Source organism: Pseudoalteromonas sp. Z1A2 (assembly GCF_011378755.1).
Classification (GTDB): Bacteria; Pseudomonadota; Gammaproteobacteria; order Enterobacterales; family Alteromonadaceae; genus Pseudoalteromonas; species Pseudoalteromonas distincta.
In genome coordinates this window covers 97,160-122,722 of the sequence record NZ_WTKX01000012.1, presented here as the reverse complement: position 1 = coordinate 122,722, position 25,563 = coordinate 97,160, and the positions used below count along the sequence as shown (strand labels likewise).

Annotated in this window: 24 protein-coding genes and 1 tRNA gene; 10 read left to right on the top strand and 15 right to left on the bottom strand. The window is 38.7% G+C overall.

Annotated elements, in window-relative coordinates; all coding sequences use genetic code 11:
- Positions 1-11: 11 nt before the first annotated feature.
- The 3 genes from GQR47_RS10535 to dnaQ form a co-directional block, all read right to left on the bottom strand.
- Positions 12-88 (bottom strand) — tRNA-Asp (locus GQR47_RS10535).
- 97 nt (positions 89-185) lie between these two features.
- A complete protein-coding gene (locus GQR47_RS10530) occupies positions 186-1,556 on the bottom strand; it encodes a TIGR03503 family protein (RefSeq protein WP_024596940.1) in 1,371 nt (456 codons plus the stop codon).
- A gap of 9 nt (positions 1,557-1,565) precedes the next feature.
- Positions 1,566-2,279: a DNA polymerase III subunit epsilon gene (dnaQ, locus tag GQR47_RS10525; protein WP_002963020.1), complete on the bottom strand. Its 714-nt coding sequence runs from the start codon at positions 2,277-2,279 to the stop codon at positions 1,566-1,568.
- Positions 2,280-2,347: 68 nt separating this feature from the next.
- Here dnaQ and rnhA point away from each other — a divergent pair, with 68 nt between their 5' ends.
- Positions 2,348-2,812 carry a ribonuclease HI gene (rnhA, locus tag GQR47_RS10520; protein ID WP_002963021.1) on the top strand — a complete coding sequence of 155 codons (465 nt, stop codon included), beginning with the start codon at positions 2,348-2,350 and terminating at the stop codon, positions 2,810-2,812.
- Between the two features lie 163 nt (positions 2,813-2,975).
- Here rnhA and GQR47_RS10515 read toward each other — a convergent pair whose 3' ends face one another.
- Positions 2,976-3,761: a class I SAM-dependent methyltransferase gene (locus GQR47_RS10515; protein ID WP_002963022.1), complete on the bottom strand. Its 786-nt coding sequence runs from the start codon at positions 3,759-3,761 to the stop codon at positions 2,976-2,978.
- Positions 3,762-3,814: 53 nt separating this feature from the next.
- Here GQR47_RS10515 and gloB point away from each other — a divergent pair, with 53 nt between their 5' ends.
- Both gloB and GQR47_RS10505 read left to right on the top strand, forming a co-directional pair.
- Positions 3,815-4,588 carry a hydroxyacylglutathione hydrolase gene (gene gloB / locus GQR47_RS10510; protein ID WP_002963023.1) on the top strand — a complete coding sequence of 258 codons (774 nt, stop codon included), beginning with the start codon at positions 3,815-3,817 and terminating at the stop codon, positions 4,586-4,588.
- A gap of 155 nt (positions 4,589-4,743) precedes the next feature.
- On the top strand, positions 4,744-6,324 hold the full coding sequence (locus tag GQR47_RS10505; RefSeq protein ID WP_002963024.1) for a LysM peptidoglycan-binding domain-containing protein: 1,581 nt from the start codon (positions 4,744-4,746) through the stop codon (positions 6,322-6,324).
- 69 nt (positions 6,325-6,393) lie between these two features.
- Here the strand turns inward: GQR47_RS10505 and GQR47_RS10500 are convergent, their stop codons facing one another.
- Genes GQR47_RS10500 through GQR47_RS10490 form a run of 3 tightly spaced genes read right to left on the bottom strand, consistent with a single transcriptional unit; the run spans position 6,394 to position 7,920 of the window.
- Positions 6,394-6,843 (bottom strand): flavodoxin, encoded by a 450-nt coding sequence (locus GQR47_RS10500; RefSeq protein ID WP_002963026.1) that lies wholly within the window; start codon positions 6,841-6,843, stop codon positions 6,394-6,396.
- Positions 6,843-7,607 (bottom strand): tRNA pseudouridine(65) synthase TruC, encoded by a 765-nt coding sequence (gene truC / locus GQR47_RS10495; RefSeq protein WP_002963028.1) that lies wholly within the window; start codon positions 7,605-7,607, stop codon positions 6,843-6,845. Before truC ends, GQR47_RS10500 begins: the two co-directional genes overlap by 1 nt.
- A complete protein-coding gene (locus tag GQR47_RS10490) occupies positions 7,600-7,920 on the bottom strand; it encodes a YqcC family protein (RefSeq protein WP_002963030.1) in 321 nt (106 codons plus the stop codon). The genes truC and GQR47_RS10490 overlap by 8 nt, the downstream gene beginning before the upstream one ends.
- 104 nt (positions 7,921-8,024) lie before the next feature.
- On the opposite strand from GQR47_RS10490, the gene GQR47_RS10485 reads away from it, so the two are divergent.
- Both GQR47_RS10485 and GQR47_RS10480 read left to right on the top strand, forming a co-directional pair.
- Complete coding sequence (locus tag GQR47_RS10485) at positions 8,025-9,053, top strand: DUF3549 family protein (protein ID WP_002963031.1); 1,029 nt, start codon at positions 8,025-8,027, stop codon at positions 9,051-9,053.
- Positions 9,054-9,353 carry a DUF3301 domain-containing protein gene (locus GQR47_RS10480; protein ID WP_002963032.1) on the top strand — a complete coding sequence of 100 codons (300 nt, stop codon included), beginning with the start codon at positions 9,054-9,056 and terminating at the stop codon, positions 9,351-9,353.
- An 851-nt stretch (positions 9,354-10,204) separates the two neighbouring features.
- Here GQR47_RS10480 and GQR47_RS10475 read toward each other — a convergent pair.
- Complete coding sequence (locus tag GQR47_RS10475; protein WP_154903551.1) at positions 10,205-10,858, bottom strand: GNAT family N-acetyltransferase; 654 nt, start codon at positions 10,856-10,858, stop codon at positions 10,205-10,207.
- 153 nt (positions 10,859-11,011) lie between these two features.
- Here GQR47_RS10475 and GQR47_RS10470 point away from each other — a divergent pair, with 153 nt between their 5' ends.
- The 3 genes from GQR47_RS10470 to GQR47_RS10460 all read left to right on the top strand — a co-directional run bounded on the left by GQR47_RS10470 (position 11,012) and on the right by GQR47_RS10460 (position 12,398).
- Positions 11,012-11,248, top strand: coding sequence for a DUF2789 domain-containing protein (locus GQR47_RS10470; protein ID WP_002958240.1), 237 nt, complete (start codon positions 11,012-11,014; stop codon positions 11,246-11,248).
- 96 nt (positions 11,249-11,344) lie between these two features.
- The gene (locus tag GQR47_RS10465) at positions 11,345-11,611 is read left to right on the top strand and encodes a hypothetical protein (RefSeq protein WP_007378199.1); all 267 of its coding nucleotides are present in this window, start codon (positions 11,345-11,347) and stop codon (positions 11,609-11,611) included.
- Between the two features lie 13 nt (positions 11,612-11,624).
- Positions 11,625-12,398 (top strand): Zn-ribbon-containing protein, encoded by a 774-nt coding sequence (locus GQR47_RS10460; RefSeq protein WP_002958242.1) that lies wholly within the window; start codon positions 11,625-11,627, stop codon positions 12,396-12,398.
- 66 nt (positions 12,399-12,464) lie between these two features.
- Here GQR47_RS10460 and syd read toward each other — a convergent pair whose 3' ends face one another.
- Positions 12,465-13,004 carry a SecY-interacting protein gene (syd, locus tag GQR47_RS10455; protein WP_154903552.1) on the bottom strand — a complete coding sequence of 180 codons (540 nt, stop codon included), beginning with the start codon at positions 13,002-13,004 and terminating at the stop codon, positions 12,465-12,467.
- Between the two features lie 59 nt (positions 13,005-13,063).
- Here syd and queF point away from each other — a divergent pair, with 59 nt between their 5' ends.
- Positions 13,064-13,909, top strand: coding sequence for an NADPH-dependent 7-cyano-7-deazaguanine reductase QueF (queF, locus tag GQR47_RS10450; RefSeq protein ID WP_008169292.1), 846 nt, complete (start codon positions 13,064-13,066; stop codon positions 13,907-13,909).
- Between the two features lie 204 nt (positions 13,910-14,113).
- On the opposite strand, the gene GQR47_RS10445 is transcribed toward queF, so the two are convergent.
- Genes GQR47_RS10445 through GQR47_RS10435 form a run of 3 tightly spaced genes read right to left on the bottom strand, consistent with a single transcriptional unit; the run spans position 14,114 to position 20,468 of the window.
- Complete coding sequence (locus tag GQR47_RS10445) at positions 14,114-15,019, bottom strand: peptidylprolyl isomerase (protein WP_154903553.1); 906 nt, start codon at positions 15,017-15,019, stop codon at positions 14,114-14,116.
- A gap of 32 nt (positions 15,020-15,051) precedes the next feature.
- Positions 15,052-18,741: a translocation/assembly module TamB domain-containing protein gene (locus GQR47_RS10440; protein WP_154903554.1), complete on the bottom strand. Its 3,690-nt coding sequence runs from the start codon at positions 18,739-18,741 to the stop codon at positions 15,052-15,054.
- Entirely contained in the window at positions 18,741-20,468 is a 1,728-nt protein-coding gene (locus GQR47_RS10435; protein ID WP_154903555.1) for an autotransporter assembly complex family protein, read from the bottom strand. Before GQR47_RS10435 ends, GQR47_RS10440 begins: the two co-directional genes overlap by 1 nt.
- Before the next feature lie 214 nt (positions 20,469-20,682).
- Between GQR47_RS10435 and GQR47_RS10430 the strand changes: the two genes are divergently transcribed.
- Complete coding sequence (locus GQR47_RS10430) at positions 20,683-21,018, top strand: ribonuclease E inhibitor RraB (protein ID WP_007378192.1); 336 nt, start codon at positions 20,683-20,685, stop codon at positions 21,016-21,018.
- Positions 21,019-21,062: 44 nt separating this feature from the next.
- Here GQR47_RS10430 and GQR47_RS10425 read toward each other — a convergent pair whose 3' ends face one another.
- The 3 genes from GQR47_RS10425 to GQR47_RS10415 all read right to left on the bottom strand — a co-directional run bounded on the left by GQR47_RS10425 (position 21,063) and on the right by GQR47_RS10415 (position 25,516).
- The gene (locus tag GQR47_RS10425) at positions 21,063-22,814 is read right to left on the bottom strand and encodes a DEAD/DEAH box helicase (protein ID WP_154903556.1); all 1,752 of its coding nucleotides are present in this window, start codon (positions 22,812-22,814) and stop codon (positions 21,063-21,065) included.
- Positions 22,815-22,938: 124 nt separating this feature from the next.
- Positions 22,939-23,241, bottom strand: coding sequence for an H-NS histone family protein (locus GQR47_RS10420; RefSeq protein WP_002958250.1), 303 nt, complete (start codon positions 23,239-23,241; stop codon positions 22,939-22,941).
- 334 nt (positions 23,242-23,575) lie between these two features.
- On the bottom strand, positions 23,576-25,516 hold the full coding sequence (locus tag GQR47_RS10415) for a S9 family peptidase (RefSeq protein ID WP_154903557.1): 1,941 nt from the start codon (positions 25,514-25,516) through the stop codon (positions 23,576-23,578).
- Between the last annotated feature and the right edge of the window lie 47 nt (positions 25,517-25,563).

Below are 25,563 nucleotides of genomic sequence, written 5' to 3'. Positions count from 1 at the left end.
TGTGTAAGTGTTGGCGGAGTGGACGGGACTCGAACCCGCGACCCCCGGCGTGACAGGCCGGTATTCTAACCAACTGAACTACCACTCCATATTTTCGTTGCTGTTTAGGTCTCCCTGACAGCGGCGTGAATAATACGAACCAACCCCTATTTCGTCAAGGGCTTTTTTGTTTTTTTATAGGTTTTTTAGTCATCTGTCATCGAAAGGTTTAAAATTTCACCTGATCTGTCATTTTTTGAGCCATTTTTACCGACTTGATTTTTTTCTGTGTCGGCAACATCACCTTCACTTGTTTTCTTTTTCTTTAAAAAAGGCAGCTTAACTTTAAATTTAATCGGTTTTTTCTGAACGAATATACGAATTAACAACCATCCGAGTAATAAAATGAGCGTATTGCAGCCTACAATTAAACTAATAATTGTCGAGGTGGCCATTTTTTCTTCAACAGGCTCACTCTCGATCATTTTATCTGGCGTAATAATCGTTGCAGGATCAATTTCGGGCACCACTTCTATGGGTCGTTCTATCTCAAATTTATACGTTGGCAGCGCTGCCATAAATTCACGGCCATTAATATTAGTGCCAAAAACAGACAGTTCAACACTATATCTACCCCAATCATAATTTTTAACACTAAGCTGACGTGAGTCTTTAGCTGCAGCATCTATGGTAAACATTTGCTCTTCGTTATTGGGATAGTAGATTTTTCCCTGGATGATGACTGTCTCTGGCTTAACAATACTTGGGTCTATATTTATAGTTAACAGATGCTCGTCTGTGTCTTGTTCTGCTAACGCGACTTCGGTTATAAAAGGTGGCTCGTGCACTTCTATTGTATTTTGCACAATGCGGCGCTGCAGCAGAGGTGTTGCCACGTAAAGCTCTGGTGTCCATTCACCCGCAGGAAAATCTAAAGTAAACTCGCCGGTAAACACACCATCTTTAGGACGCTCATCAAATCCACGTCCATCGTCTTTAAATTCCGCTACTTCTTGAATGCCTGCGCCAAAGTTAGCAAAGTTTTCATTGTTGGTACTTACAAAGTCAACATTAAGGCTCACAACATCCCTAAATAGGTTTGTGTTAATTGGCTCACCGTCGTTTAGTATTTTCCCGGTGATTTTTATTGTCTCCCCCCTAAACAACATTGAAGGAAGAGGCTCTGCCTCAAGAGATATTTCGCCTAATACAACTATTCTGCTGTCGGGTAAAATACTGCCTATTACTTGCCAAGGACCCGCCATAGGTTTTTTTATGGTAACTAAATCGTAGCTGAGTTCGTCAAACCAATCTAAGTTAGGGTTTTTAACTGAGTCAGTAGCAAAGTACTTACTGCCATCGGGCCGCACTAAAATAACAGCAGGTGCACCTGATTTTCTAAAAAACAGCAGTGTTATTTCATCTATTTTGCTATCTATGCGAAAACGATTATCAAGTAAAGGGATCTCATTTTGATGCCCATCGCGCTTGAGCACTTCTACTTGTCTTACGCCATATGAATTGCCAGTAAATAAACTAGCGGCACATAACGCTGTTACAAAATACATCGTTTTCATTAAATCGCCTTATTCTGCGCGCCATATACATTGGCCGCCTTCTTTGTTTACAAGATCTAATCGTGCTTCGTGTGCGCTTTGCTCAGTGTCGCTTGCTCGCAATACAACTAATGGGGCTCTATCACTATTTAAACGCTTTATACCGCCTTTCTGTTGCTCGCTGCCGTCATCTTTGTTTTGATTCAAATTCAGCTTTGTTTGACCACCCGTCATGGCAAGGTAAACATCGGCTAAAATTTCAGAATCCAGTAGCGCGCCGTGAAGTGTTCGCTTTGCGTTATCTACATCGTAACGACGACATAATGCATCAAGATTGTTCTTTTGACCTGGATGCAAGTCACGCGCCATTTTAAGCGTGTCGAGAACTTGACAAAAAGTCTCTGTTTTAGGATAGCCCTGATTAAGTAGTGCAAATTCATTATCCATATGACCAACATCGAACGGTGCGTTATGAATAACTAACTCTGCCCCTTCAATATAGTCGAAAAACTCTTGGGCAATTTGATGAAATAACGGTTTATCACGTAAAAATTCGTTAGTGATACCGTGAACGTCGATTGCTTCTTCTTCGCTTGGGCGTTGTGGGTTTATATAAACGTGAAAGTTATTGCCTGTTAAACGGCGATTTACTAACTCCACACAACCAATTTCTATAATACGGTGCCCTTGTTTAGGGTCGATGCCGGTGGTTTCTGTATCTAAAACTATTTGTCTACGTGCCATATCGAATTTAGCCTGATTCTGGTATCTTTCTATAATCACTTTATTGTACATAAGATCAAGGTAAAACAGTGCAAAAAACCGTAGAGATTTACACCGACGGCTCATGTTTAGGTAATCCAGGCCCCGGCGGTTATGGTATTTTTATGATTTATAACGGCCACGAAAAAGAAATGAGCCAAGGTTATAAACTCACAACAAATAACCGAATGGAAATGCTCGCGGCTATTGTAGCCCTAGAATCACTCACTCGAGAATGCGATGTAAACCTAACAACCGATAGCCAATATGTTAAGCAAGGCATTGAATCGTGGATCACTAACTGGAAAAAACGTGGCTGGTTAACATCAGCTAAAAAGCCGGTTAAAAACGTCGATTTATGGAAACGCTTAGATAAAGCCTGTAGCGAGCACAATGTAACTTGGAAGTGGGTTAAAGGGCATAGCGGCAATAAATACAACGAAATAGTTGACGATTTAGCGCGCGATGCCGCTGGCAGTAAAGATTTACTAGAAGATGTAGGCTACCAGCCTTAAATTTATTCTAAGCTAGTTGTTATACCAATTTTATTAAAAACATGTTCATTCTATCGCATTAAATAACTCACTAACTGCGTTAAAAATTATTCATATAGAACAACTATATGTCACAATTTTCGCCTTGTTAATGTGCTATTTTCTTAGCGCTATGATAGATCACTTATTTAATGCAATTGGTATTATTTTTTTGCTCGCACGATTTAAAGTGTTGCTTTGACGTTTGTCTAAGCCCTGCCCCTTTTACTGGTGCAAACTGCGGCCTAGCATGCCACTTAGGTTTTATCGGCGTAAGTGGCGCAACTCTTTTTCGTGCCACCAGCATATAAACACTGCCCATTGGTTTTAAATACTGTTTTGCAAAAGTCCGCCAAAACTCAAATCTTGATAACCTGTTACCTCTTGCCAGTGATGAATAAATAAAACGTTCGTCACTTACAATTTCAAAACCCAATAAATTTAGCCAATCTTTAACCCTCGCAGGGGTAAAAAAGCGCCCCGTCCATGGTAACTTCTGACCACTAAAAGGCAGCATTTGTGCAAGCCCACACAAACTAAACGGATTAAAACCAGTCACTAGTATATAACCGCCCGGAATAAGCGTGCGATGTGCTTCTCGTAAAATGTGATGTGGGTCTGAATGATACTCTAAGCAGTGGCTTAGTATACAAGCATCAATACTGTGCTCGTAAAATGGCAATTCATCTATGTCAGCAACTACCCCAGTGTAAGGCCCAGGCTCTGCAACACACACTTGGTGTTTAATCGTACTTATACTTGTGTTTAATTCGCCACTTAAATTACCCAACTTAAGCATATGATAGCCAAACATACGCGGAAGCCATTGCTCCATTTTACGTTCAATATCTGTGCGTAAATAATCCCCATGAGGAAACTGCTGCCACGACAGTGGTTTGGGTCCTTCTTGAAAACTAAGGGCTGGTTTCATTTTTTGAGCTCGTTATACTATGCGATAAGTGTCACTTTATAGAGCAATTTACCATGGTGCAAGTCAAAGCAATTAAAGCCTTTTCTGATAATTACATTTGGTGTTTAACTACCGATAACAGTAACCAAGCATGGGTAGTCGATCCAGGCCAAGCACATCCCGTATTAACGTACTTAGCTGAGCACAAACTAACGCTTGGTGGCATTTTAATTACGCATCATCACTACGACCACACTGATGGCGTAGCTGAATTAGTTGACGCCTATCCAGATATATCGGTTTATGGCCCTGCAAATAGTCCATTTAAAGGCGTCACTCACGCACTCACTGATGGACAAAGCATCAGTGTGCTTAATATTAACTTTACTATTTTAGCAACTCCTGGGCATACGCTTGATCATATTTGCTATACAAATGATGAACTTGCTTTCACAGGCGATACATTGTTTAGCGGTGGATGTGGACGCTTATTTGAAGGCACGCCAAAGCAAATGTGGAAATCTTTTAATAAACTAAGAGAGCTGCCTGCAAGCTGCAGTGTGTATTGCACGCACGAATACACGCAAGCTAATCTTGCCTTTGCCAAAGCGGTTGAACCACGTAACCCAGAACTCCTTGCGTACAGTAAAAAAGTAGATGAATTACGCAGTAATAACCAAATCTCCCTACCCACTTCTATTGGACAGGAGCTAAAAATAAATCCATTTATGCGTAGCGATTTGCCAACCATTACAGAGTTAGTGCCAGAAAAATTCATCTCGGTTACAAAAAACAATGAACCTTGGGGAAACTTTGCGAGTCTGAGACAGTTCAAAGACAATTTTTAATGCACAAACTAATACTTTAATATTTATTTTATTAGAATCATTAACTTAAGATATAGTGATGATTCTATTTCTGCGTTTTAAAAAGTCATTAAGTGGCAATGTTAACTCATAACAGGTAGTATTCGCCGAGTTTTTTACCCGATGTATTGGTATTTATGAATAAATCTCCCTTATTAGTAGCCTTGGCGTTAGCGCTAAGTGGTTGCCAAACTGTGACAACTCTAGACTCAGACTCTCAAGTCGCCACGCAAGCAAACCAACAACTCGAAGGCGCAAGTCCTAACGACATTAACAATGCATTGATGGTAAACGCACAATATCAGCAAGTTGACTCTGATGAGCAAGAAGCGCCCGTGTTTGATGATGTGTGGGAGCGAATTCGCTACCAACTTTCTATCGAAATACCGCAAAACCGCCCTGTTGTTACTGAACGTAACTATTACGCTCGCCACCAAGCCTATTTAGATCGTATTTCTAAACGTGCAGAACCTTACTTACACTTTATTGTTGAAGAAGTAGAAAAGCGCGAAATGCCAATCGAAATTGCACTACTGCCTATTGTAGAAAGCGCATTTGACCCATTTGGTTATTCTAATCGCAGCGCATCGGGCATTTGGCAGTTTATGCCTGCAACCGGTGAGCGATTCGATTTAAAACAAAACTGGTGGTACGACGGTCGTCGCGACATAGTGCAGTCGACTCGCGCAGCACTTGACTACTTGTCGTATTTACATAAAACACTTGAAGGCGATTGGCTAAATGCGATTGCTGCTTATAATTCAGGTGAAGGGCGCTTGATGCGCGCTATTAAAAAGAATCGTAAAAAGCATTTACCTACCGATTTTTGGTCTCTTGATTTACCTAGCGAAACAACAGCCTACGTACCAAAGTTATTAGCACTTGCCGATTTATTAAAACGCTCAGATGATTTTAACGTTACATGGCAACCAGTAATTAATGCACAAGTGGTTGAAGTGGTTGATGTTGGCTCGCAAATAGATTTAGCACTTGCTGCTGATATGGCCGATATGACGCTTACTGAGCTATACAGATTAAACCCTGGTTTTAACCGCTGGGCAACTGATCCTAATGGCCCACATTCTTTATTACTGCCAGTAGATAAAGCAGAGCAATTTAGCCAAAAACTAGCAAACACTGATGTTAAAAACAGATTACGCTGGCAACGTTATATTGTGGCTCGAGGCGACAGCTTATCAGTAATTGCCAAAAAGTTTACAACGAGCTCAAGTGCAATCCGATCGCTTAATAAACTCAAATCAAATACGATTAAAGTAGGCCAAGAATTATTAGTCCCGCTTACTGATGGCGCTATAAATAGCGAACATTTACCAAAGCAGATGCGCTTAGCTGCTAATAAAGCAACTCGCACAAAGCTTTCGCACACAGTTAAAAGTGGCGACACGTTATGGGACATTAGCCGCGAATATGACGTAACTATGGATGAGTTGGCTAAATGGAATAAGCTAAAGAAAAACTCTGTACTGCGCCTAAATCAAAAACTTACTGTGTATAAGTCAGCTAATAAACCACAAGCAACGGCAAGTACCAACCGTACTATTACATACAAAGTACGCCGTGGTGACTCACTTGCACGTATTGCGTCTAAGTTTAATCTAAGCGTTAACGAAATTATTAAGTGGAATAATTTAGCCGGTCAAAAATACTTACAACCTGGCCAAAAGCTAAAACTTAAAGTAGATGTCAGAGGTAGTTAATTTATAAAACTATATTAAAAGTAAAAAGGAGCGCATGCGCTCCTTTTTTAATACTTTAAAATTAAAGGATTAAGCAGGTAGTTTTTCTAGCCATACTTTTAACCAAGGCTCGGCTACCGGCCACGGTTCAAAATCTTCACATGCATCTATTTCTAGGCGGTTGCCCACAGGCTTTGCTTGTAAATCGCGAAGTAGCTCGTCAAAGCTTCGCCCTGCGCCACAAAATGTATCGCCGTAACATCTGTCACCCATTGCAATTACACCAAATGGTTTATCGGTAAGCATTGGGAAAGTGCTATTCATTGCAAAGTACAATCCGGCCAAATTACTCGGTACATCACCTTGGCCTGTTGTGGAGGTAACAATTAAAATATGCGATGCATTTTTTATATCATCTAGTGATGCTTCAGTAATTACTGTAGCAGTATGACCCGCTTGCTCTATTGTGGCTGCAACTTCATCGCTTAAACGCTCTGCACCGCCATTAACGCTGCCTACAAAAATACTAATATGTGCCATTAATAATCCTTTTCTTGCTCTGGCCAACCTAGCTGCTTACATATTTCAAGCATATCTTCACCTAGTGGCGCTTTAATTGTTATTGATTCATTACTATAAGGGTGCACAAAACTAAGCTCTGTTGCAAATAACATTAGGCGTCTTAGCTCAAAATGCTCCCTAAAAAATTGATTATGCTGATTATCACCGTGATTTACATCACCAATGATAGGCAGTGATAAGTGCTTTAAGTGTCTGCGAATTTGATGCTTGCGCCCGGTTTTTGGAAAACACTCAACTAACGAGTAACGCACTGTTGGATACTTACCTATAGGAATAGGCAATGCAGCTTGGTGCAAGCAATTAAACTGGGTTTGCGCTTCTTGCGGTGCTTTATCTTGATCTGCAAACTTATCGGCTATTTTATCAAGTTCTTCTTTAAGCGGTTTATCTAAAAATACCGACTCTGGTGCAAAACCGCGCACTAAGGCTAAATAGCGCTTAGCAATGGTACCTTCAATAAATAGCTGGTTCATATCGCGAGCTGCTTCAGAGCTCAGTGCAAACAGCAATACGCCCGACGTAGGTCTATCGAGCCTATGTACTGGAAATACATGTTGCCCTAGCTGGTCGCGCAACATTTGCATAGCGAACTGGGTTTCGTGTTTATCTAAAAACGAGCGATGCACTAATAAACCTGAAGGCTTATTTATAGCCACATAGTTTTCATCTTGATACAAAATAGTCAGCTCGCCATATTCAATAGGCGCTGGACGCTCACTCATTTGGTTCTCCTAAAAAGGTATCAAGGGCTGTTAGTAATTCAATAATTTCATCGCTTCCGGCTTTATTCACAAGTGTCATTTGCGCCATAGGGGCAATAGCAAAGTTACGCGGCAGTGGTTGCCTATGTGTTATTAATTGCTGTATTTTTTCAATAAATACAAATTGTAACCACTGCTCAAATGCCATTGTATCGTGACAAAAAGGAGTATTTGAAAGCAGTGCCTCAGCGTCTATTGGCTCACTTTGCCAAAGCGCGTGTTTTTGTAAAAGTGCCGTTAGCTGCACTAAATAAGTTTGGGTTTGCTGGTACATAACCACCCTCTTTTATATATGTAATGCAATTATACCCTGTTCCCTCACAAGCGGCTATGACGTATAATTAATGTAATTTTGCAGTAAAAACAGTTGAGAAAACAATGAGTGATCAAATAGCTACATTAGGTCAGCTTTTAGATGGTGCGGGTACTCAGTGGCGTGCTTTTGATATTGGCAGGCACATTACTAAGCTTGATAAAAAACAATTTTTAGCTATTGAACAAGCTCAAGTGCCTTACCCTTATCCACTTGCTGGTCATGCATGGCTCGCTATTCAATTTTGGGATACTAAAGCCAGTAAAGAACCGTATGTATGGTTTTTAAAATTCCCCCTTGATGAGCAAAGTATGCTGGTAAGTGCTAGTCGCGATCACTTTGCTGATATGGTTATTCAAGCGCTAGGCACTGAAATTACAGGCGAACAAGCCGATGGAAAGCTTGATAATAACCCTTATGTTTTTACACCAAACGCAAATAAATTAGCAGCATTTAACGCCCAAGTAAAAGTACTATTAAAACAGCCTGCATCGCAGTATTACGAGCATGCACAACTGTACTTTAGCGGTAAAATTGGTTTTGATAATTGGCAAAGTGTTGCACTACAGGGTATTGCCGATTTTGCACTACGCTTAGACAGCGATACAAACTTAAGTAATCTGCAAAAAGCATGGGCGCATTTACCTATTGAAGTACTACAACCACTCAGTGCCATGCTTGAACACGTTGAAATACCAACATCAATGAGTGAGTTACTTGTTGATTACACGCAGGGTGCAATTAGTAACAACGACACAGTGGCTATAACCGCAGCACTAAGATCAGTTTCAAAAGGTCAAGCTCAAGGGTTATGCGCTCAATTAGTTGATACTGTACTAAGCTCACCAGTGAAGCACGACTCTGACGTGTTACTAACAATCGCAGGGCGGTGTTTTAAACAATTAGAAAACCCTGAACGCTTACATGTATTTATGGATAATTGCGCGCATCATCAAAAAATTGAAGAATTGTTTCCAAGTATTTTTGCTGACTTAGTTGCAATACCAACTATTCGCCCGCATTTATTAGGCTTATTACGTAAAGAAAATCGTAGCGAAACCCTCGCGCGTGCAATTGGAAGGTTATTCTCTTAAATGGCAAGTTTATGGACGTTCATACTTATTGGTAGTGTAATTTACTTATTTTGGCTTAACCGAAAGGTTGCTGAAGCGGCGAACGTTCATGCTAAACGTCAAAGTGAGCAACTGCAGGTGCAGTTGATGAGTGTTGCATGCACAAAACGCCGCTTTGGTTTTTTAAAGAACGGCAAGCCAGGCATTAAAAGTGAATTTATATTTGAATTTTCAAGCGATGGTGAAAATGCTTATCAAGGTGTGTTAATTATGGAAAATGAGTTTTTGAAAAGTGTGGTTGTTCCACCGCATAAAATATAAAACTTAATATACTTTAGGAGTATGTGTCTTAAATTAATAAATTTAATTCAACACAAAAAACTAAGGCGTAACTAAAGTTACGCCCCAATTGGACTGCATCCTGCTAGATATCCATTATCTTAAATCCGTATTATCATCCCCTGAACGAGTAAACAACCTTGTTTACCCTCACATTGCATCCTGCAATATCCATGGCCACCTTGGCAAACCCACGAAATCTATCGTTTGGCTACATCCGTAGCATCATCCTTGGTAATCCTTTTAAGTAGCTCCTGCCACTTTTTGCATCCTGCAATGTCCATAGCCATCTTGGCAAACCCACGAAATCTATCGTTTGGCTACGTCCCGTAGCATCATCCCTGGTAATCCTTTAAAGTAGCTCCTGCCACTTTTTGCATCCTGCAATGTCCACTTGCCATCTTGGCTGTCCTGCGTAAACTAACGCTCCTGCTACTTCCTGTAGCGTCATCCGTGATTATCCTAAAGTAACTCCTAGCTACTAAGTGCTTCATGCACTTCCTTATTCTTCCTTGTATCCGTTTTAGCTTGTCCTTTATGCTTCCTGCTAGCGTCTGCTATGTTGCCTATTCCGTATCCTTGGCAGTAACTCAATCATTGAGCTATGTCGTCTTGACGAAGAGAAGTTTAAAGCAATCAGGGGGGAGAAATAGGACTTAACATTAAATAAATAAACGTCACAAAAATGAAAAAACAAAATAAACACTGAAGAACAATAACTTAGAACAAAAAAGGCTACTTATTAGCAGCCTTTAAGTGACAATGCTTACGATGATGTGAGATATATCTCACGGTCTTATGTCCGTTTGGGCGCACTGGCTTACATTATAATTTTAAATAGTTGGCTCAATTATTGGTTTAAACAGTAACTCGCCCTCTACTTGGTTAAAAGTAAGGTGTTTAAATGCTTCAAACTTTTCAGTTTTAAAAAATTCAATGTGCTCCTTACGTGTTACAAATACAGCCATCCCTGTTGACTCAGCGTTGCATTTAACTAAGTCGTCAAGCCCGCGTAGTAAGTAACGACCAAAGCCTTGTCCATGAAAATGCGGATCTACGGCAATAAAAGCTAAAAAATAGTAATTGCCTTTTTGTTTAAGGGCGTCTCTAATTGTTTGTTCTTTATCTATTAATTGATTTGTTTGTAAGTATCCCGCACTCAGCATTAATTTTAAACGCCAGTGCCAATAACGCTGCGCTTGTAATTGGCTATTAGATTCAAATACACACGCTACTGCTTTTAATTTATCGTTGCGGTATAAACCAATTAATGGCTGTTTTTCTTGCCAAAAACTACTGAGTTCTTCGCGAATTAATGATCGTAATTTTTTTTCGTAAACTGATTTATTTTCGTCATTGTAGCTAAGCATGTTTAGTAATACAGGATCGTCATGATAAGCCTGATAAATTAGGCTCGCTGCAGTACTAATATCTTCTGCAGCTAAATACTGTACGCTGAACGTATCAGCTGGTGTGGTTACACTCATTGTATTTCCTTTATTATTTAAGCTATAGGCTGTTTAACTTTAAACCTAACTATATACCTAAAATTATTAACCGTAAATTCAGCGAGAGTTTAACTAGCAGGAGGTACAGTTAAGTACTAGTATGAATTTTCATTCATTTAAAGGAGCAATATCATGGATACGACAAAACACGACATTAACACACTTTTTGCACAGCTTGGATTACCAAATAGTGATGAGCAAATAGATGCATTTATTGCCTCACATGAATTAGAAGACACAACACTACTCCAAGAAGCTTCTTTTTGGGATGAGGCACAACAACACTTTTTAGCTGAATCCCTCGCACAAGACGGAGATTGGAGTGAAGTAATTGACGAGTTAGATGTACGCATTCGTCAAAGTAAGTAATTTTATTTAATGTACCCTCCCTTATTTATTGCTAACATAGCATCTGCGCAGCATTTATATGCTGCGTATTTATTTTATTAAAGAGTTATATATCTAATGAATTCAGTTGTATTTGATGCAATCAAAGCCCTTCTCGATGAAGGCAAAACCCCTACTGTAGCACTAACTAAAAGCCGTTTGGCGCAACCGGTTCCAATGCCGATGATTATTGCAGCAGTAAGCCAATATAAAAACAATCCTGATTCAATTAATAACTTCATGAGAAACCCACAGCAGTCAGATAATACTGAGCTTAAAACAAGTCAATTAGATAGAATTGAGCAAAAACTCGATAAACTTCTTGCGCTGCTAGAACAAAAATAATTTGAGACTATAAATGTTCGTTGTTGATTTAACTTTTGATTGCTACCAAGACACCACCCTAGAACAAGCCGAACAAGCAATAAATCGCTTAGTAAATGCACTGCGTTTTAATGGTCAAATAATGGGAGAAGAATTTCCAACCGTTTTAAAAGATGGATTTTTTATTACACGCGTAATGTGCCCTACTGAAGATGCAATGCACCCGCTAAATAACAGCCCGTTTGTTAAGCACAGTATCGAAAAGTTACATAGTGCTGGGCTACTTGCGCCAAAAGTAAAAGTGATCGGACAAGATATTCACTCCAACGGCGCTGATTGCTGCAAAGAACCATCAAGTTATATTTTATATACAACCTATGTGCATACGTGCAGCCCGCTTTATTGTGGTGATGACTTTTTGCCTGTGCCGCTATTTCGTATTCCGGCAATTGCTAATGGTGACTATAAAACGCTTATAAAATGGCAAGAAGATTGGCAAGCCTGCGATCAAATTCAGATTAATGGCGCAACCCGTTGTGAGTTTCCGGCGCTTGAAGAAATATCGAGTATTCAAAGCGACTTATACAGACGCGGAAAAGACATAACAAAGCGAATTAGTTTTTTAACTAAAAAGCCAACCTATTATTATTTATACCGTGTAGGCGGCGTAGATAAAGCGTCTGAACTTGAACGAAAGTGCCCTAGTTGTAATGGCGACTGGAAATTACCTGAATCGTGGTTTGGGTTATTCGACTTTAGGTGTGAGCCCTGTGGCTTAGTGTCTAATATATCGTGGGATTTTCAGTAGTTACACTAAATTAATGAGCAACAATAGCTTGGTGCTAACTGCACCAAGCTGATTGTTGAATAGACTCTAAACCTCTAATGCCTTTAAAAAAGCATTAATGTTGGGAGCAAGTACATGGTGTGTGTTTTTGCCAACATGCTCTAAACATACTTCACCAGTGTGCACCAAAACACTCACTAGTAAATCATCTTGATCTGTTAAACCAATAAATACTGTTTCTGGCTGCTTGAGCTTGCGTTTCATTAAAACGTGACCCGTTATATTTTGCTGTAACAAATTAAAGTCTTCTTCGTTCCATGCTTGTAGTAATTCAACCTGGTGCCCATCAATACTTGCTAAAATACTTCCACCGTACATATGTCCGTATAGCTCGCTAAGCGCTTTTGGAAACTCAAGCTCAAGTGCACTGGCTAAATCATTAAGCGAACCTGCAGGTTGCTGACGCGCCCCCTGCCATTGAATGTTACCTTGCTCGTCAACCTCACCAACTTCACATGGGCTTGGCCATTGATCGTCGTGTGTAATAAGTGGGTACTTTGCAGTGTTTTTAAGGGTATTTTCGCTAAATTTTTGATGAAGTTGTTCTATAAGCAATGCAACAGACATACTGTGAAACTCATTTAAATTAGATATAATGTCCCCATTGTAACTATTTAAGAGCAAACATGACAGATTACAGCAATTCTCCAGACCTTAAAGGTAGCGTATTAGGCCAATCTACTGAGTATGTAGATGTGTACACGCCAAGCTTGCTTTTCCCTATTGCGCGCAAATTAAATCGTGATGCTTTAAATATTGACGAAGCAGAGCTGCCATTTAAAGGCCAAGACATTTGGACAGGTTACGAGCTTTCATGGCTAAATACTAAAGGTAAACCGCAAGTTGCCGTGGCCTTATTTACCTTTGAATGCCAAAGCAGCCATATTATTGAGTCAAAGTCGTTTAAACTTTATTTAAATAGCTTTAACCAAACCCGATTTGAAAGCATTGATGTAGTAAAACAGCATTTAATTGATGATTTATCAAACGCGGTTAACAGCCCTGTCAAAGTGACTTTATATAATCCTGATGATTACAATTGCTTACCGTGTACAGCGCTGCCAGGTGAATGTATTGATGATTTAGATATTGAGATTAATAATTACGATATTGATGCTAATTCACTTAAAGCAAAGAATGATAACGTAGTAACAGAAACGCTCTACAGCCACTTACTTAAGTCGAACTGTTTAATTACCTCCCAGCCTGACTGGGCAAGTGTGATCATAAGATACACAGGCGAGCAAATATGCCGTGAGTCGTTATTGCGTTACTTAATTTCGTTCAGAACACATAACGAATTTCATGAGCAGTGTGTTGAGCGTATTTATAGCGATTTAACAACACAACTTAATATTAAAGAGTTAGAAGTTTACGCGCGTTATACTCGTCGCGGCGGGCTTGATATAAACCCGTATCGCTCTACACATTATAACGATACGCCATTTGCAGTTAAAATTAATCGTCAGTAGGTTATTTTAAACTGGAATATGAGTATAAAAAAAGGAGCCAAGGCTCCTTTTTTCATTCTTTAATTAATACCAATTCCATTAAGTATGTGATCTAAATTTTACGCAGAAAAAATAATTCAGTTCTAGGCGTAAATTGATGTAAATGGTTGTTCCCTTTGCGAAATTTACAACAAAGAAATGGGTTGTTTTAGCAAGTAAAATAGATCAGCTATTTATTGGAATTGGTATAACTTCGCGCTTAGTGGGTATAGGCATACCACACACATCAACGTAGTTATGTGATTTAACAAACCATGGTTCAATACGGTTTTTACGAGCACTGATCAAGTTTTTAAACACCGATGAGTTTGTTTTCATCACTTTAAATATACTTTTATCGCTTTGTACATCACCAAGTACTTGTATATTGGTAATTGGGTTAAATGCTTTTCCTTCAGTTGGTGTACGCGCTAAACGGTTAAAATGCTCTATACCTTCGAGCACTCGACCAAACACCGTAATATTTTTATCAAGGTAGCGCGGGCCTTGCCCTATTGTTACAAAAAACTCCGTACTCGCACTGTTTATATCGTTGTCGCGCGCCATGGCAAACACGCCACTACAATGCACTTGCCATGTTTGCGTATGTGCTGAGTTTTGAGCTACTGCAAAGCCGTTTAAAAAGCCGGTAACTGGTGCATATCCGTCGCCATTTAGCTCAGTAATTAAAAGTGGTTTGTTTGTTGTTAAATAAAACTCAGCAGGGACTGTTTTATCTGCCGTTTTAATTAACTTTTTACCCAAGCTGTCGCCACCTTGCGCTACAAAACCCTCAACAAACCGATAAACGCTGGTATTTTTATAAAACCCTTCTCGTGCTAACTTTTTAATATTTTGAACGTGCTTTGGGGCAAGTTGTTCATTAAGCTCAATATACGCATCGCCCGTTAGCAGCGTTATCTTTAAAATATTTTGGGCGTTCACTACTCGCCAGTCATTATCTGTTGCACTAGCAATTACCTCACTCGCGCTCAATAAAGGTAGCTCTTGTTTAGCAACACCATTACCAAGTTGTTGAGCACAACCGCTCAATAAAACACTAAGCAGAGCTGGCAATATAATTTTCCTCATCGCTTATATCCTTATAATTATAATAGTTTTGGTTATTCCCAATCAAACTTATATAGCACATCAACATTTTGATATAGGCCGCTCGTTATTTCTATGTATAACTGAGAAAGTAACTGATAACGCACAGCCACTTCACTGAGCGAATCAAATACACCCACACTATATTTAACTTGCAAACTGGGTGCTACGTATCCTGATATTTCTACTTTGGTACTATCACCACTACCTGATGAGCTTAAACTTACATCTGACAAACCAAAGGTTTCACCTACCTTAGAAACAACCCCTTCGCTGCGGCTAACCCCTTGAGAAAGTAATAACTGTGTAAGCATAGCATCGCTTGACGAACTTTCTCCATCACCTAAAGGCTGGCCATTAAGTAAATATGCGAGTGCTTGAGCTTGATCCATCGCAGGCTCAGAAAATATTTTGAGCGTTGGTTGTTCAACATTACCTGTGAGCGTAACCCCTGCAATCACACCATTTGCAGTCGTATCGGGGTTACGTATTGCTTTAATATTTAAAAATGGTTGTTCAATTGAACCGCTAAAACCGACTTGCCCGGTGCTGATTATTAAATCTTGCCCAAAGGCTAAGTAAGTACCTTCAATTAAGTTAAGCTCACCTGTGGCTATAATTGGCGCACCTTGACTCATTTTTATCGCTAAATCACCCGCAACTTTTGATTCCAAGCCAAACGATTCTACTTTTACATCGTTTTTAACAATCACTTTTAAATCTATGTCGTAATCAAATGGAACTGTTTCTGTGGCCTCGGTTTTTTGATCAACAATAATTTCATCATCGCTAACTTGCACTGCGCCCTCAGGAAGCTCTTCAATCATTATACGACCGTAAGGCACAACTACCTCACCAGCAAGCTTGAGTGCATTATTAGCCAAGCCTATTTTTAAATCCGGCGATACTTTAAAAGTAACCCCTTGCTGCGCGCGTACATAAAACTGATCGCCAACTACCGCCACATTTACAGCAGGTTGCGCACCTTGCCAATCAACGTCACCGGTGAGGTTTATTTTACCGCCCTGGTTGTCGTTTAAGTTGCCTTTTATTGTGGCTGTTGTTTTATCAAACAATACATTTATATTTGATTTTTGCAGCGCTATAGGCAATTGCTCGCCCTCTAAACTAATATCGCTCACATTAAGCTCGCCATTTAATAATGGATCTTTTAACGTACCTGCTAATGCGACTTTTCCACTAATATCACCTTTTAACTGCTCAAGGGTTTCAAGAAATGGTTGTAAGTCTGAAAGGAGTATTTTATCAATATTAATAGTGCCGTTAAGCGCTTGCGTATTTTGTATGTCGTCAATATCAATTTGTGTGTTTATTTTACCAAGCACACTTGATTCTAAATTAGCTTCAAGCTTGCCAACTTGAGAGTCCGAAAATGCACTAACAGTTAGAGTTTCGATTGGTAATTTAAAACGATCTTCTTCCGAGGTAAGCACCGCTTCTAAGTCGCTAGAATCGATATTTGCGCGTAATGTTTTAAGCGCACCACTTTGCCAATTAAGTGCTACATCGCCAGTTATATTACCGCGAGTACGAAGGCTATTAGGTAAAAAGTGCTTAAGCTCCTCAAGAGCTAAATTGCTTAGTTTAGCATTTAGCTGACCGAGGTTTTTTGATTGGGCTAAGGTGTCTATGCACAATTTACTTTGCTCAGATGCCCAACAATGTGCACTTACATCAAAGTCGCCACTTTGCGTATTAACCATAATGGCAATATTTTTAGTATTACTAAAACTAAGCTTTTTATCGCTGAGCGTTACATTACTAAGCTCGCCATTCCAAGTGGTATTATTAATTTTGCCATGAACTTCAAACTCTACACTGCCTTGCTCAGCATCTACAGATGCCGTAAGTTGGTGATCTGTTTTGTCGCCGCTAATATCAATTTTAACGCTATTAATTTGCTGTTCGGCTACAAGCGCCGATCCAACACTTACCGAAACATCGGTTTGCCAATCGGCTGCGGTATCTAACTGCCCTTTTACTGATAATTTATTAATGTTTATTTCATCAAAAATAAAGCGATCGAGTATTAGCGCTAAATCAACAGAGGGCGTTAACCTTTCCCCTCTCACTTTTAAATTTGCGTTGCCATCAGCAGTAAATGGAATATTAGCTTTTTCATCACTTTTAAGCGTTACTTTGCCATCAACTTGCCAAGTGTCATCAACTTGCCCGCTTAGTGCTAATTTATTGGTGCCACTACTTAAATAAAAACTATCAATATTAGCTTTTAACGTGTTGTCGAGCTTAAAGTTTGAGGCAAATTCTAGTGGCACGTCGTTAAGTAATCCGTTTAACTTTGTATTATTCATTTGTAGCTGCCACTTGTCGTCAGCTGCATTAAACGAGCCTTTAAACTGTCCTGAAATATCACTGGTAGCTGCATCAGTTAAGTACTGCGCTTTTAAGTTAGCAAGCGTGCCATTAAAGTTAGCCTGTATGCCTTTTTGCCAATCAACATTGGCTTGTATAGTTGCACTGCTTTCGTTTGCTTTAATGCTTAGCGCTTGTAAAGTTGCTTTGGTGAGACTGCCTTTTAATTGGGTATTTAAGTCAACAGCTGGGTACGCGCCTAATTGGCTATTACCCTGCAGGCTAAGCTGGTAATCGTCGGCATTACCTTGTGCATTGAGGCTTACATTTCGCACTTTAAGCTCATTACTTTGTGCATCAATAAGCCACTGTTTAATTTTGCCATTTAACTCAAACGGATAGTTTTTTTGCTTTAAATTTGCCGTTGCCGTTAAACTAAGTGGATATTGCCCCTGCGTTTCTAAATTTAAGTTTAGATTTGATAAGTCACCATTCAACTGCAAATTGGCTTGGTGCTCATCACTTTGTAAAACAACATCCCCTTTTACGGGCAAATTTCCTGCAAGCTCAGCGTTAAGGTGCGTATTAAGCTGCCACTGCTCATATTTTGCTGAGAATGACTCTAAATTAATAAAAGCATCTTCCACACTTAATTGCAGTGAGATGTTTTCAATAACATGCTGGGCTTCGTTTTGCTCTATCGTAATGTTAGCTATTTCAAAGTCTTCAACAACTAAGTCAAGTGGCGAAGTAAATTCTATATTAGGTAATGCGGGTAGGTGCGTTAAAGGCGCTTGAGTATTTTGCGCCGTTTGTGTTTTCGCATCTTGTTCTTGCTCTTTTAAAGCAACAAGTATGGTGGGAATATTCAGGCTTTTAACCGTCAGCTTTGAACCCTCTGCTTTTGCTGAGAGTTTAAAGTTATTAACGCTTACGTTTGCACTTGGGTGCTCTAGAGTAAATTTATTGATCGCAATGTTTTTTAAAGCAATATTAAAAGGTAAGCTGATTTTTTCAAGCGGCTCTGCAGCGGCTTCTTCTTGTGACTCTGCAGTTTTTGGTAATGTTAAATTTATAGATTTAGCACTTAAGTTATCTATACAAACTCCATCGCACTGCCACCAAAACAAATCAATTTTCAATTGTTGTGCATTAAAATCCAATCCGTTGCTAGTAAAGCGCACATTAAAGGCATCATTATAAATAAAACGGCCATCTTTAATTTCAATATGTAGTCCGTCTACCGCTTTGTTTGCACTATAAGCAATAAATTGATTACCGGGTGCGGTAAATAACAAACAAAATAGTGCGACAACTAACGTGACAAAAATAGCACTTACGGCGGCTGTTATCTTTTTTAATACTGACATTAAATTTCTGGCCCTATGGTAATACTTAAACGTGTGCTTTTACTTTCTTTTGTTAATCCCCAAGCGTGGTCTATACGCACTGGGCCAACGGGTGTTAAATAGCGAAAACCAAAACCAGCGCCTACTTCAAAATCATCAGAAAAATCATTCGTCGCAGTACCACCGTCAACAAATAAAGCTGCGCGCCAGTTTTGAGCAAACTGATAGTTGTACTCTATTGTACTGGTTAGTAAGTATTTACCACCGATGAGATCGCCATCATCATTTTCCGGCGATATTGATTGGTACGCAAAACCACGAACACTTTGATCGCCACCTGCGTAAAAACGCAGTGAGTAAGGTACGTTTTCAATATCATCAACAAGCATTGCACCAACATTTGCTTTTAAAAACACTAAATGCTTCTCTAAGTAAGTACGTAACCACGCATGTTGCATTTGTACCCTAATCAGATTAGTACTCGAAAGCACATCATCTAAGCCAAACTCAGCAGATATAAGCCACTGCTCTCCCCAGTATGGAGTCGTGCCGCCTTTTGATTTTTTGCGGGCGTAGCTAATGCCCGGCATTAACATTTCGGTACTTTCTTCCTCTTCATCACCGATGCGGTAGGTTTCTTGGTCGCGGCGTAAAAATGCAGTACGCACCCACTTATTTTCGGTTAACCATTGGCGCTGAATTTGCCCCGTGAGTATTTCACTGTAGGTATCGTTTGTTAGTTCATCCTCTAATTTATATCCAGCAGAAAAACGCCATAAATCATCATTCGGATCATCAACTGGAATGGTATAAGCCATGGAAATATCTTGCTGCTTTTGCGCCACATTTAAATTAGTTTCGAGATAATGACCGTCTTCTGTGATCCACGGTTTACTCCATTTAAAACGCACTTTGGGCCCTAAGTCAGTACTAAAACCGCCGCCAATTTCATAGCTATTTGCAGGCTTGTGCAACACATCTACCTTAATAGGTACTTGGCTATTTTTACGCGCAGCAATATCGGCGTAAACGCGCACGCTTGCAAAATAAGGGGTGCTTGATAAATCCAAATTATAGTCAGCAATATGTGTTGATTTATAAGGTTGGCCCTGAGTAAAAGGCGCAAGCGAGCGTATGTATTTTTCAGCAGCCGTATTACTAGCTATTTTTATATCACCAAACTGGTATCTAACCCCAGTATCAATTACAAAAGTAATAACAGCACTATTTTTCTTAAGTGACACTTCTAATTTGCGCGCTGGCCACTTTGCATCAAAATAGCCAAGCTCCAATAGCATAGATTCTATTTTTTTATGAGCAGAGTCATATCTACCATGATTTAAAACATCACCTTGTTTTAAGTTGGTATTTTTAATTAATGCCTGTAATTGTGGATCATTCTGGCCATCGCCGTTTAGCGTAATATTAATTGCTTCTATGCGAGTTGCAGGACCTCGCTCAACTTTAACAATTAACTCGCTGTCGTCTTTATCATAAATAACCTCGACGGTCGGGCTATAATAACCAAGTGCTTTAATGCTATTTTGTACTTGCTTTTGGGCATAACGACGAAGTGTACGGGTTGGTTTTTCACCAATTAATTGCTTGAGATAAAGGGCTACGTTATTTTCTAAATCGCCACTTAACCCTTTAATTTCGTAATCTTCTATGACTTTTTCTGCAGCATAGCAATTTGTCGCAATTAAAGCGCTCACAACACATATGCAACGTAAAAACTTAATAAACAAGTAAATATCCTTACTTTTAATATCTTACATAAAACTGGCTGATTACGCGCATATTAGCATAGCCATAATGAGCAACACATTAACTTAATGACAATCTAACGCGTAAATTTAACTTTGAATAAGTATCAGCATAATTAAAATTAGTACGCGTTAAGACAATATTTTAGTTACAATAGTGCCTACGAATAAAAAATTAATTTTAAATGAGTTTTTAATGCAATTCCCTGATGATGATAACGGCCAACTTTTAGCCGAAATAGCCGCTGCTGGCATTGATTTAAATAAAATGCACCAAGTCGATTTTTTTATTTTATTTGAACAAGAAGCCGATGCTGAAAAATTTGCTAAAGAAATAGTCTCTGATGCATTAGTTCAAAATGCTGAGCTTGAAAAATGTAAAGACACTGGCGTTTGGGAAGTAATCACTCAAGTACAAATGGTGCCAGAGCACACCCTTTTAGGCCAAGCTGAGCAATACATTGAAAGCATTGCTAATAGCTTTAATGGATATGGTGACGGCTGGGGATTAATGGACGGTGACGAGGCTTAGTTGCCTTTTAATTGTATTAGTTCAATGTACTCTATCAGTTAAGCTTAACGGCTTAACTGATTTGCCTTCCTAAAATTGCCTTTATAGTCAAATAGCTTATCAGCCACTTTCCAACCATACTTTTTGCTTTTTCGTGCAATAACAAAATCCGGTGGTACTAATTCAAATTGTGCGTTTACTACTTGCGCTGCAGTTTTAAAATTAATAGGTGTTTGTCCAAGTCCTACTCGTAGACCAAATTGCTTATTAAATATAAATTGCCCGCCTTTATTTGCGAGGTTATATACTTCATCGCAACTTGCACCATCTTCATCAAAATACGTTATTTTAATAAGTTCATCTTTAATTAGAGTTACCGATAACCCACTACATCGAAGCACAAGTGCGTCTTTTAAGTTTAATGCATTACGTAACTTATCATCAGGGTCGGTCATTACCGCGCCGCAATCATGGCATTTACGTGCAGCAATATCATTTTGGGCACCGCACTGCTCACATTCTTTAAACCTAAAACGATAATCGCACTGCTCTTTATGCCCATCATCATCTTCTAACAGCCCTTTACAGCGCCTGCCAAAGTGCTCTATTACTTTGCCAGTGGAGTCTGTTTTGCCCCAAAATATATTCGCAAACCCACAACCTGGGCAAAGTACCTGTACAGGTTCATTATCACTATCGCCTTTTTTATCACCTACTTCTGGGTGAAATAAATTAAAACCATTGCCAGCATAATCTATTACTAAGCAATCCGTTTTCGATTCAGATAACCTTAAACCTCGCCCCACAATTTGTTGATATAAACTAACTGATTCAGTAGGTCTTAAAATAGCAATAAAGTCGACATGTGGCGCATCAAAGCCGGTTGTTAGTACCGATATATTAACTAGATACTTTAATTGCTTAGCTTTAAATTGCTTAATGATTTTATCGCGCTCAGTGTTTGGCGTATCACCTGTGATTAGTGCACTTTGATGAGCTGGCAAGTAGCTTAATATTTCCTGGGCATGCATTACCGTGGCGGCAAAAACCATAACCCCTTCGCGCTCTTCACTGTATTGAATTACTTGCTGTAATATAGCCTGCGTTGCGCGCTCACTGTTTTTTAAAAGCGCATTCATGTCATCAGTCGTATATTGCCCAAATGCATTGCTATCTAAGGACGAAAAATCATAATGGCTAATTGCTGCATCAACTTCGTTAGGCGGCGTTAAATAATTATGTTTGATCATATACCTGAGCGGCAATTCAAAAATACAACTTTTAAACGGACTTTCTTGAGTACCCTTAACAAAACCATGATAATGATGATGGTATATCCACCCCATTCCTAACCGATAAGGTGTTGCTGTTAAACCCAATACTTTTAACTGAGGGTTATACTCTTTTAAACTGTTTATTACTTTACCGTACTGACTTTTTTTATCCCCATTTACCCTGTGGCATTCATCAATAATAAGTAATGAATAATGCTCATTTAATTTATTTAAATTACGAGAAAGTGATTGCACACTGGCAAAGGTTACTTGATGGTTTAATGACTTTTCTTTTAAGCCTGCTGAAAATATACTCGCCTCTAAACCAAAACTTTTATATTTTTGTGAATTTTGCTCTACCAGCTCTTTTACATGAGCAAGCACTAATATTTTTTGCTTAGCTATACGCGCAAGTTCAGCAATAACCAAACTCTTACCTGCGCCGGTTGGTAGTACAATAACGGCAGGATCATTACTCTTTCTAAAGTGTAAAACGGTGCGTTCTACGGCTTCTTGTTGGTAAGGTCTTAGTTTATAGCTCATGGGAAAACAAATAGGTTTGAGTGAAGAGATTTTAGCAAATAATAGCTGGGAGTTTTAAACTTTAATTATATTTTATTGAGGGGTAAACAAAAAAGAGAAGCCGAAGCTTCTCTTATATTTAGCTTTAAGCTAAAAACTTTTCAAGCTCAACACCTTCAAACGCTTTAGGACGACGGCCACGGCCAGTCCATTCAATAGTCTCACCATTAAGTTCCATGCGGTACTTAGGCTTAACTTTGGTGCGCTTGTCTGATGCTCCATCTTGTAAATCTTCTAGCGTAAGTCCTTTTTCTTTTAAAAGATCCAAAACTTCCTGTTTCGCTTTTTGCTGCTGGGTATATTTTGAAATTGCATCATTGATAAGCTGTTGAGCTTTTTCAAGCTCTGTTAATGATGCTGTTTTAATAAAAGATCGGACTTCTTTCATCTATATCTCGCTAAATTGTGTGATTGGAATTATTTAATTATTCCTACTTAGTATAATGCCAAGTAGTTATTTTTACCATTCAAAGACACCTGCTGCTTTAAGCTTTATAAAAAAATACTTTTACAATAGTATAATTATCAAATCTAGAGGCTATAAAATGACAATGCAATACTTTTAACCGAGTAGACTCAATAACTAGAGATTACCCTTTTTTACCGTGGCTAAAAACACTAAGTTCATATTTAGCCTATTTATTAAATAGTACATGCATATAAAAATCACAATATTAAAATTATTTAACTTTATATACATGTATTAATAAAATGGTAAATAACTATAGATGTTTAGCTAAAAACTTTTCAATTTTAGTATACAACTCTATTTTATTCTCTTCTTTTTGGAATCCATGTCCTTCGTTATCTTTCATAATCCACTCATCGTCAGATAATATAATTCCGCGCTCTTCTAAAGAATCTCTTAAATCGAGTGCATGTTTTTTTACAACACGAGGATCCTTGGCTCCTTGCACAATCATTAATGGCGCTACTATTTTATCTACATGATGAAGTGGAGACATTTTTTTCATTAAAGCCTTATCATTTGGATTACCAATTTGCTTTTCTAGAAGCTCTCTTTGTGGTTCCCAGTGCTTAGGAAGCGAGTCAAAAAGTAACTCAACGTCAGTTATACCTACATAATTAATACCACATTTATAAAGCTCTGGAGTAAAAGTAAGACCGGCCATAGTTGCATAACCGCCGTAACTAGAACCATAAATACATACTCTTTTTGGATCTATAACCCCCTCACCTACCAAGTACTCAATAGCGTCGGTTAAGTCATTTTGCATCTCGGCGCCCCATTTACCGCCATAGCCTGCTTGTTGAAATTTTCGCCCATAACCACCTGAACCACGAAAGTTGACTTGAACTGTTGCATAGCCCCGACTCGCAAAAAATTGCGTTTCAGAATTAAAACCCCATGCGTCTCTAATACCATAAGGGCCGCCATGTGGATTAACAATCAAAGGTAAATTTTTACCGTTGCTATCTTTTGGTATTGTTAAATAGCCACGAATAGTTAAACCATCACGGCTATTAAACTTAATTGGTTTCATAGGTGATAACTGACTTTTATCAATCCAGCCCATAGGTGAAACTAATGATTTGAGCGTATTTTTTGATTTATTGAACAAATAATAATGACCAGGATCTGTATCACTACCAACATATACAACGTTCAGTGCTTCATTTTTTGAGCTGCTAACTACATTAACAACTTTATCTTTAAAAGCGCTCTTCAATGAGGCCATCATCTCGGCGGTTTCTTTATCAAAATAAGCTACTTCAGGGTATTCATCTAAATACCTGACTCCGATTAGCTTTTTACGTTTAGTCGATAACATTAAATTAGAGACATCAACTTCTGGCATTCCAAAGATTAATTCACCTAACTCGTTTTTATCAGGATGAAAATAATAAATAGCTGACGTATCTCTATTAATATTTGAAGCTACAAATAGTGTTTTATTATCAAAATCGAAAGCCAGAGGTGTAATATTTTCTTCTTCAACGTTATAGTCACGTAATATACGAAACTCTTTTTCACCTTTATTCTTATAATAAAACTTACCTTTTAAGCCATTGATAGCAACAGCACCTCTCACTTCACCATCATGATCTAAAAGCCAACCCTGAAAATCACCTGGATTCTTAGCCAGAATCTTCATTTTAAAATTTCTTTCTCGCTTTCTATCCCATTTACTATTAAGAGGTAATTTATAAAGATCCGGAGCTTTAATATTTCTTCCATTATATTGAATAACAATATGCTCTGGATCATTAGGTAGCATATGGACAATGCTTGCAGAACGGATACCTGAGGCTCCTACTTTAGAGCCAACTAACTCAATAACTCTCGCTTTTTTAGCGTTTACATTGATTTTATAAAGGCTAAAAGCTTCATTTCCATCACTATCAAGCTTAAAAACAATTTCATCATCATTAGCCCATGAAAAATCATTAATATCTTGATCATCAAACTTTGTTACCGCCTTTGCATTTTTTAACCCGTCAGTTTCAAGTATAACAATATTTTTTCTCTCATTTATTGGAGATAGTACTGCTAAATACTTACCATTTGGGGAAAGCTGAAGATTAGAGAACTTAGGATTTTTAAAAAAATCTTCAATTTTTGGTTGTGCCTTCTGAGCATTGATTTCAAAAGAAATAATACACAAGTAAGAAATTACTATTAACTTAAATATTGCTGACATAATACTTCCAAATAAATTAAGTGCTTACTAACAACAGCTTGTTGAGA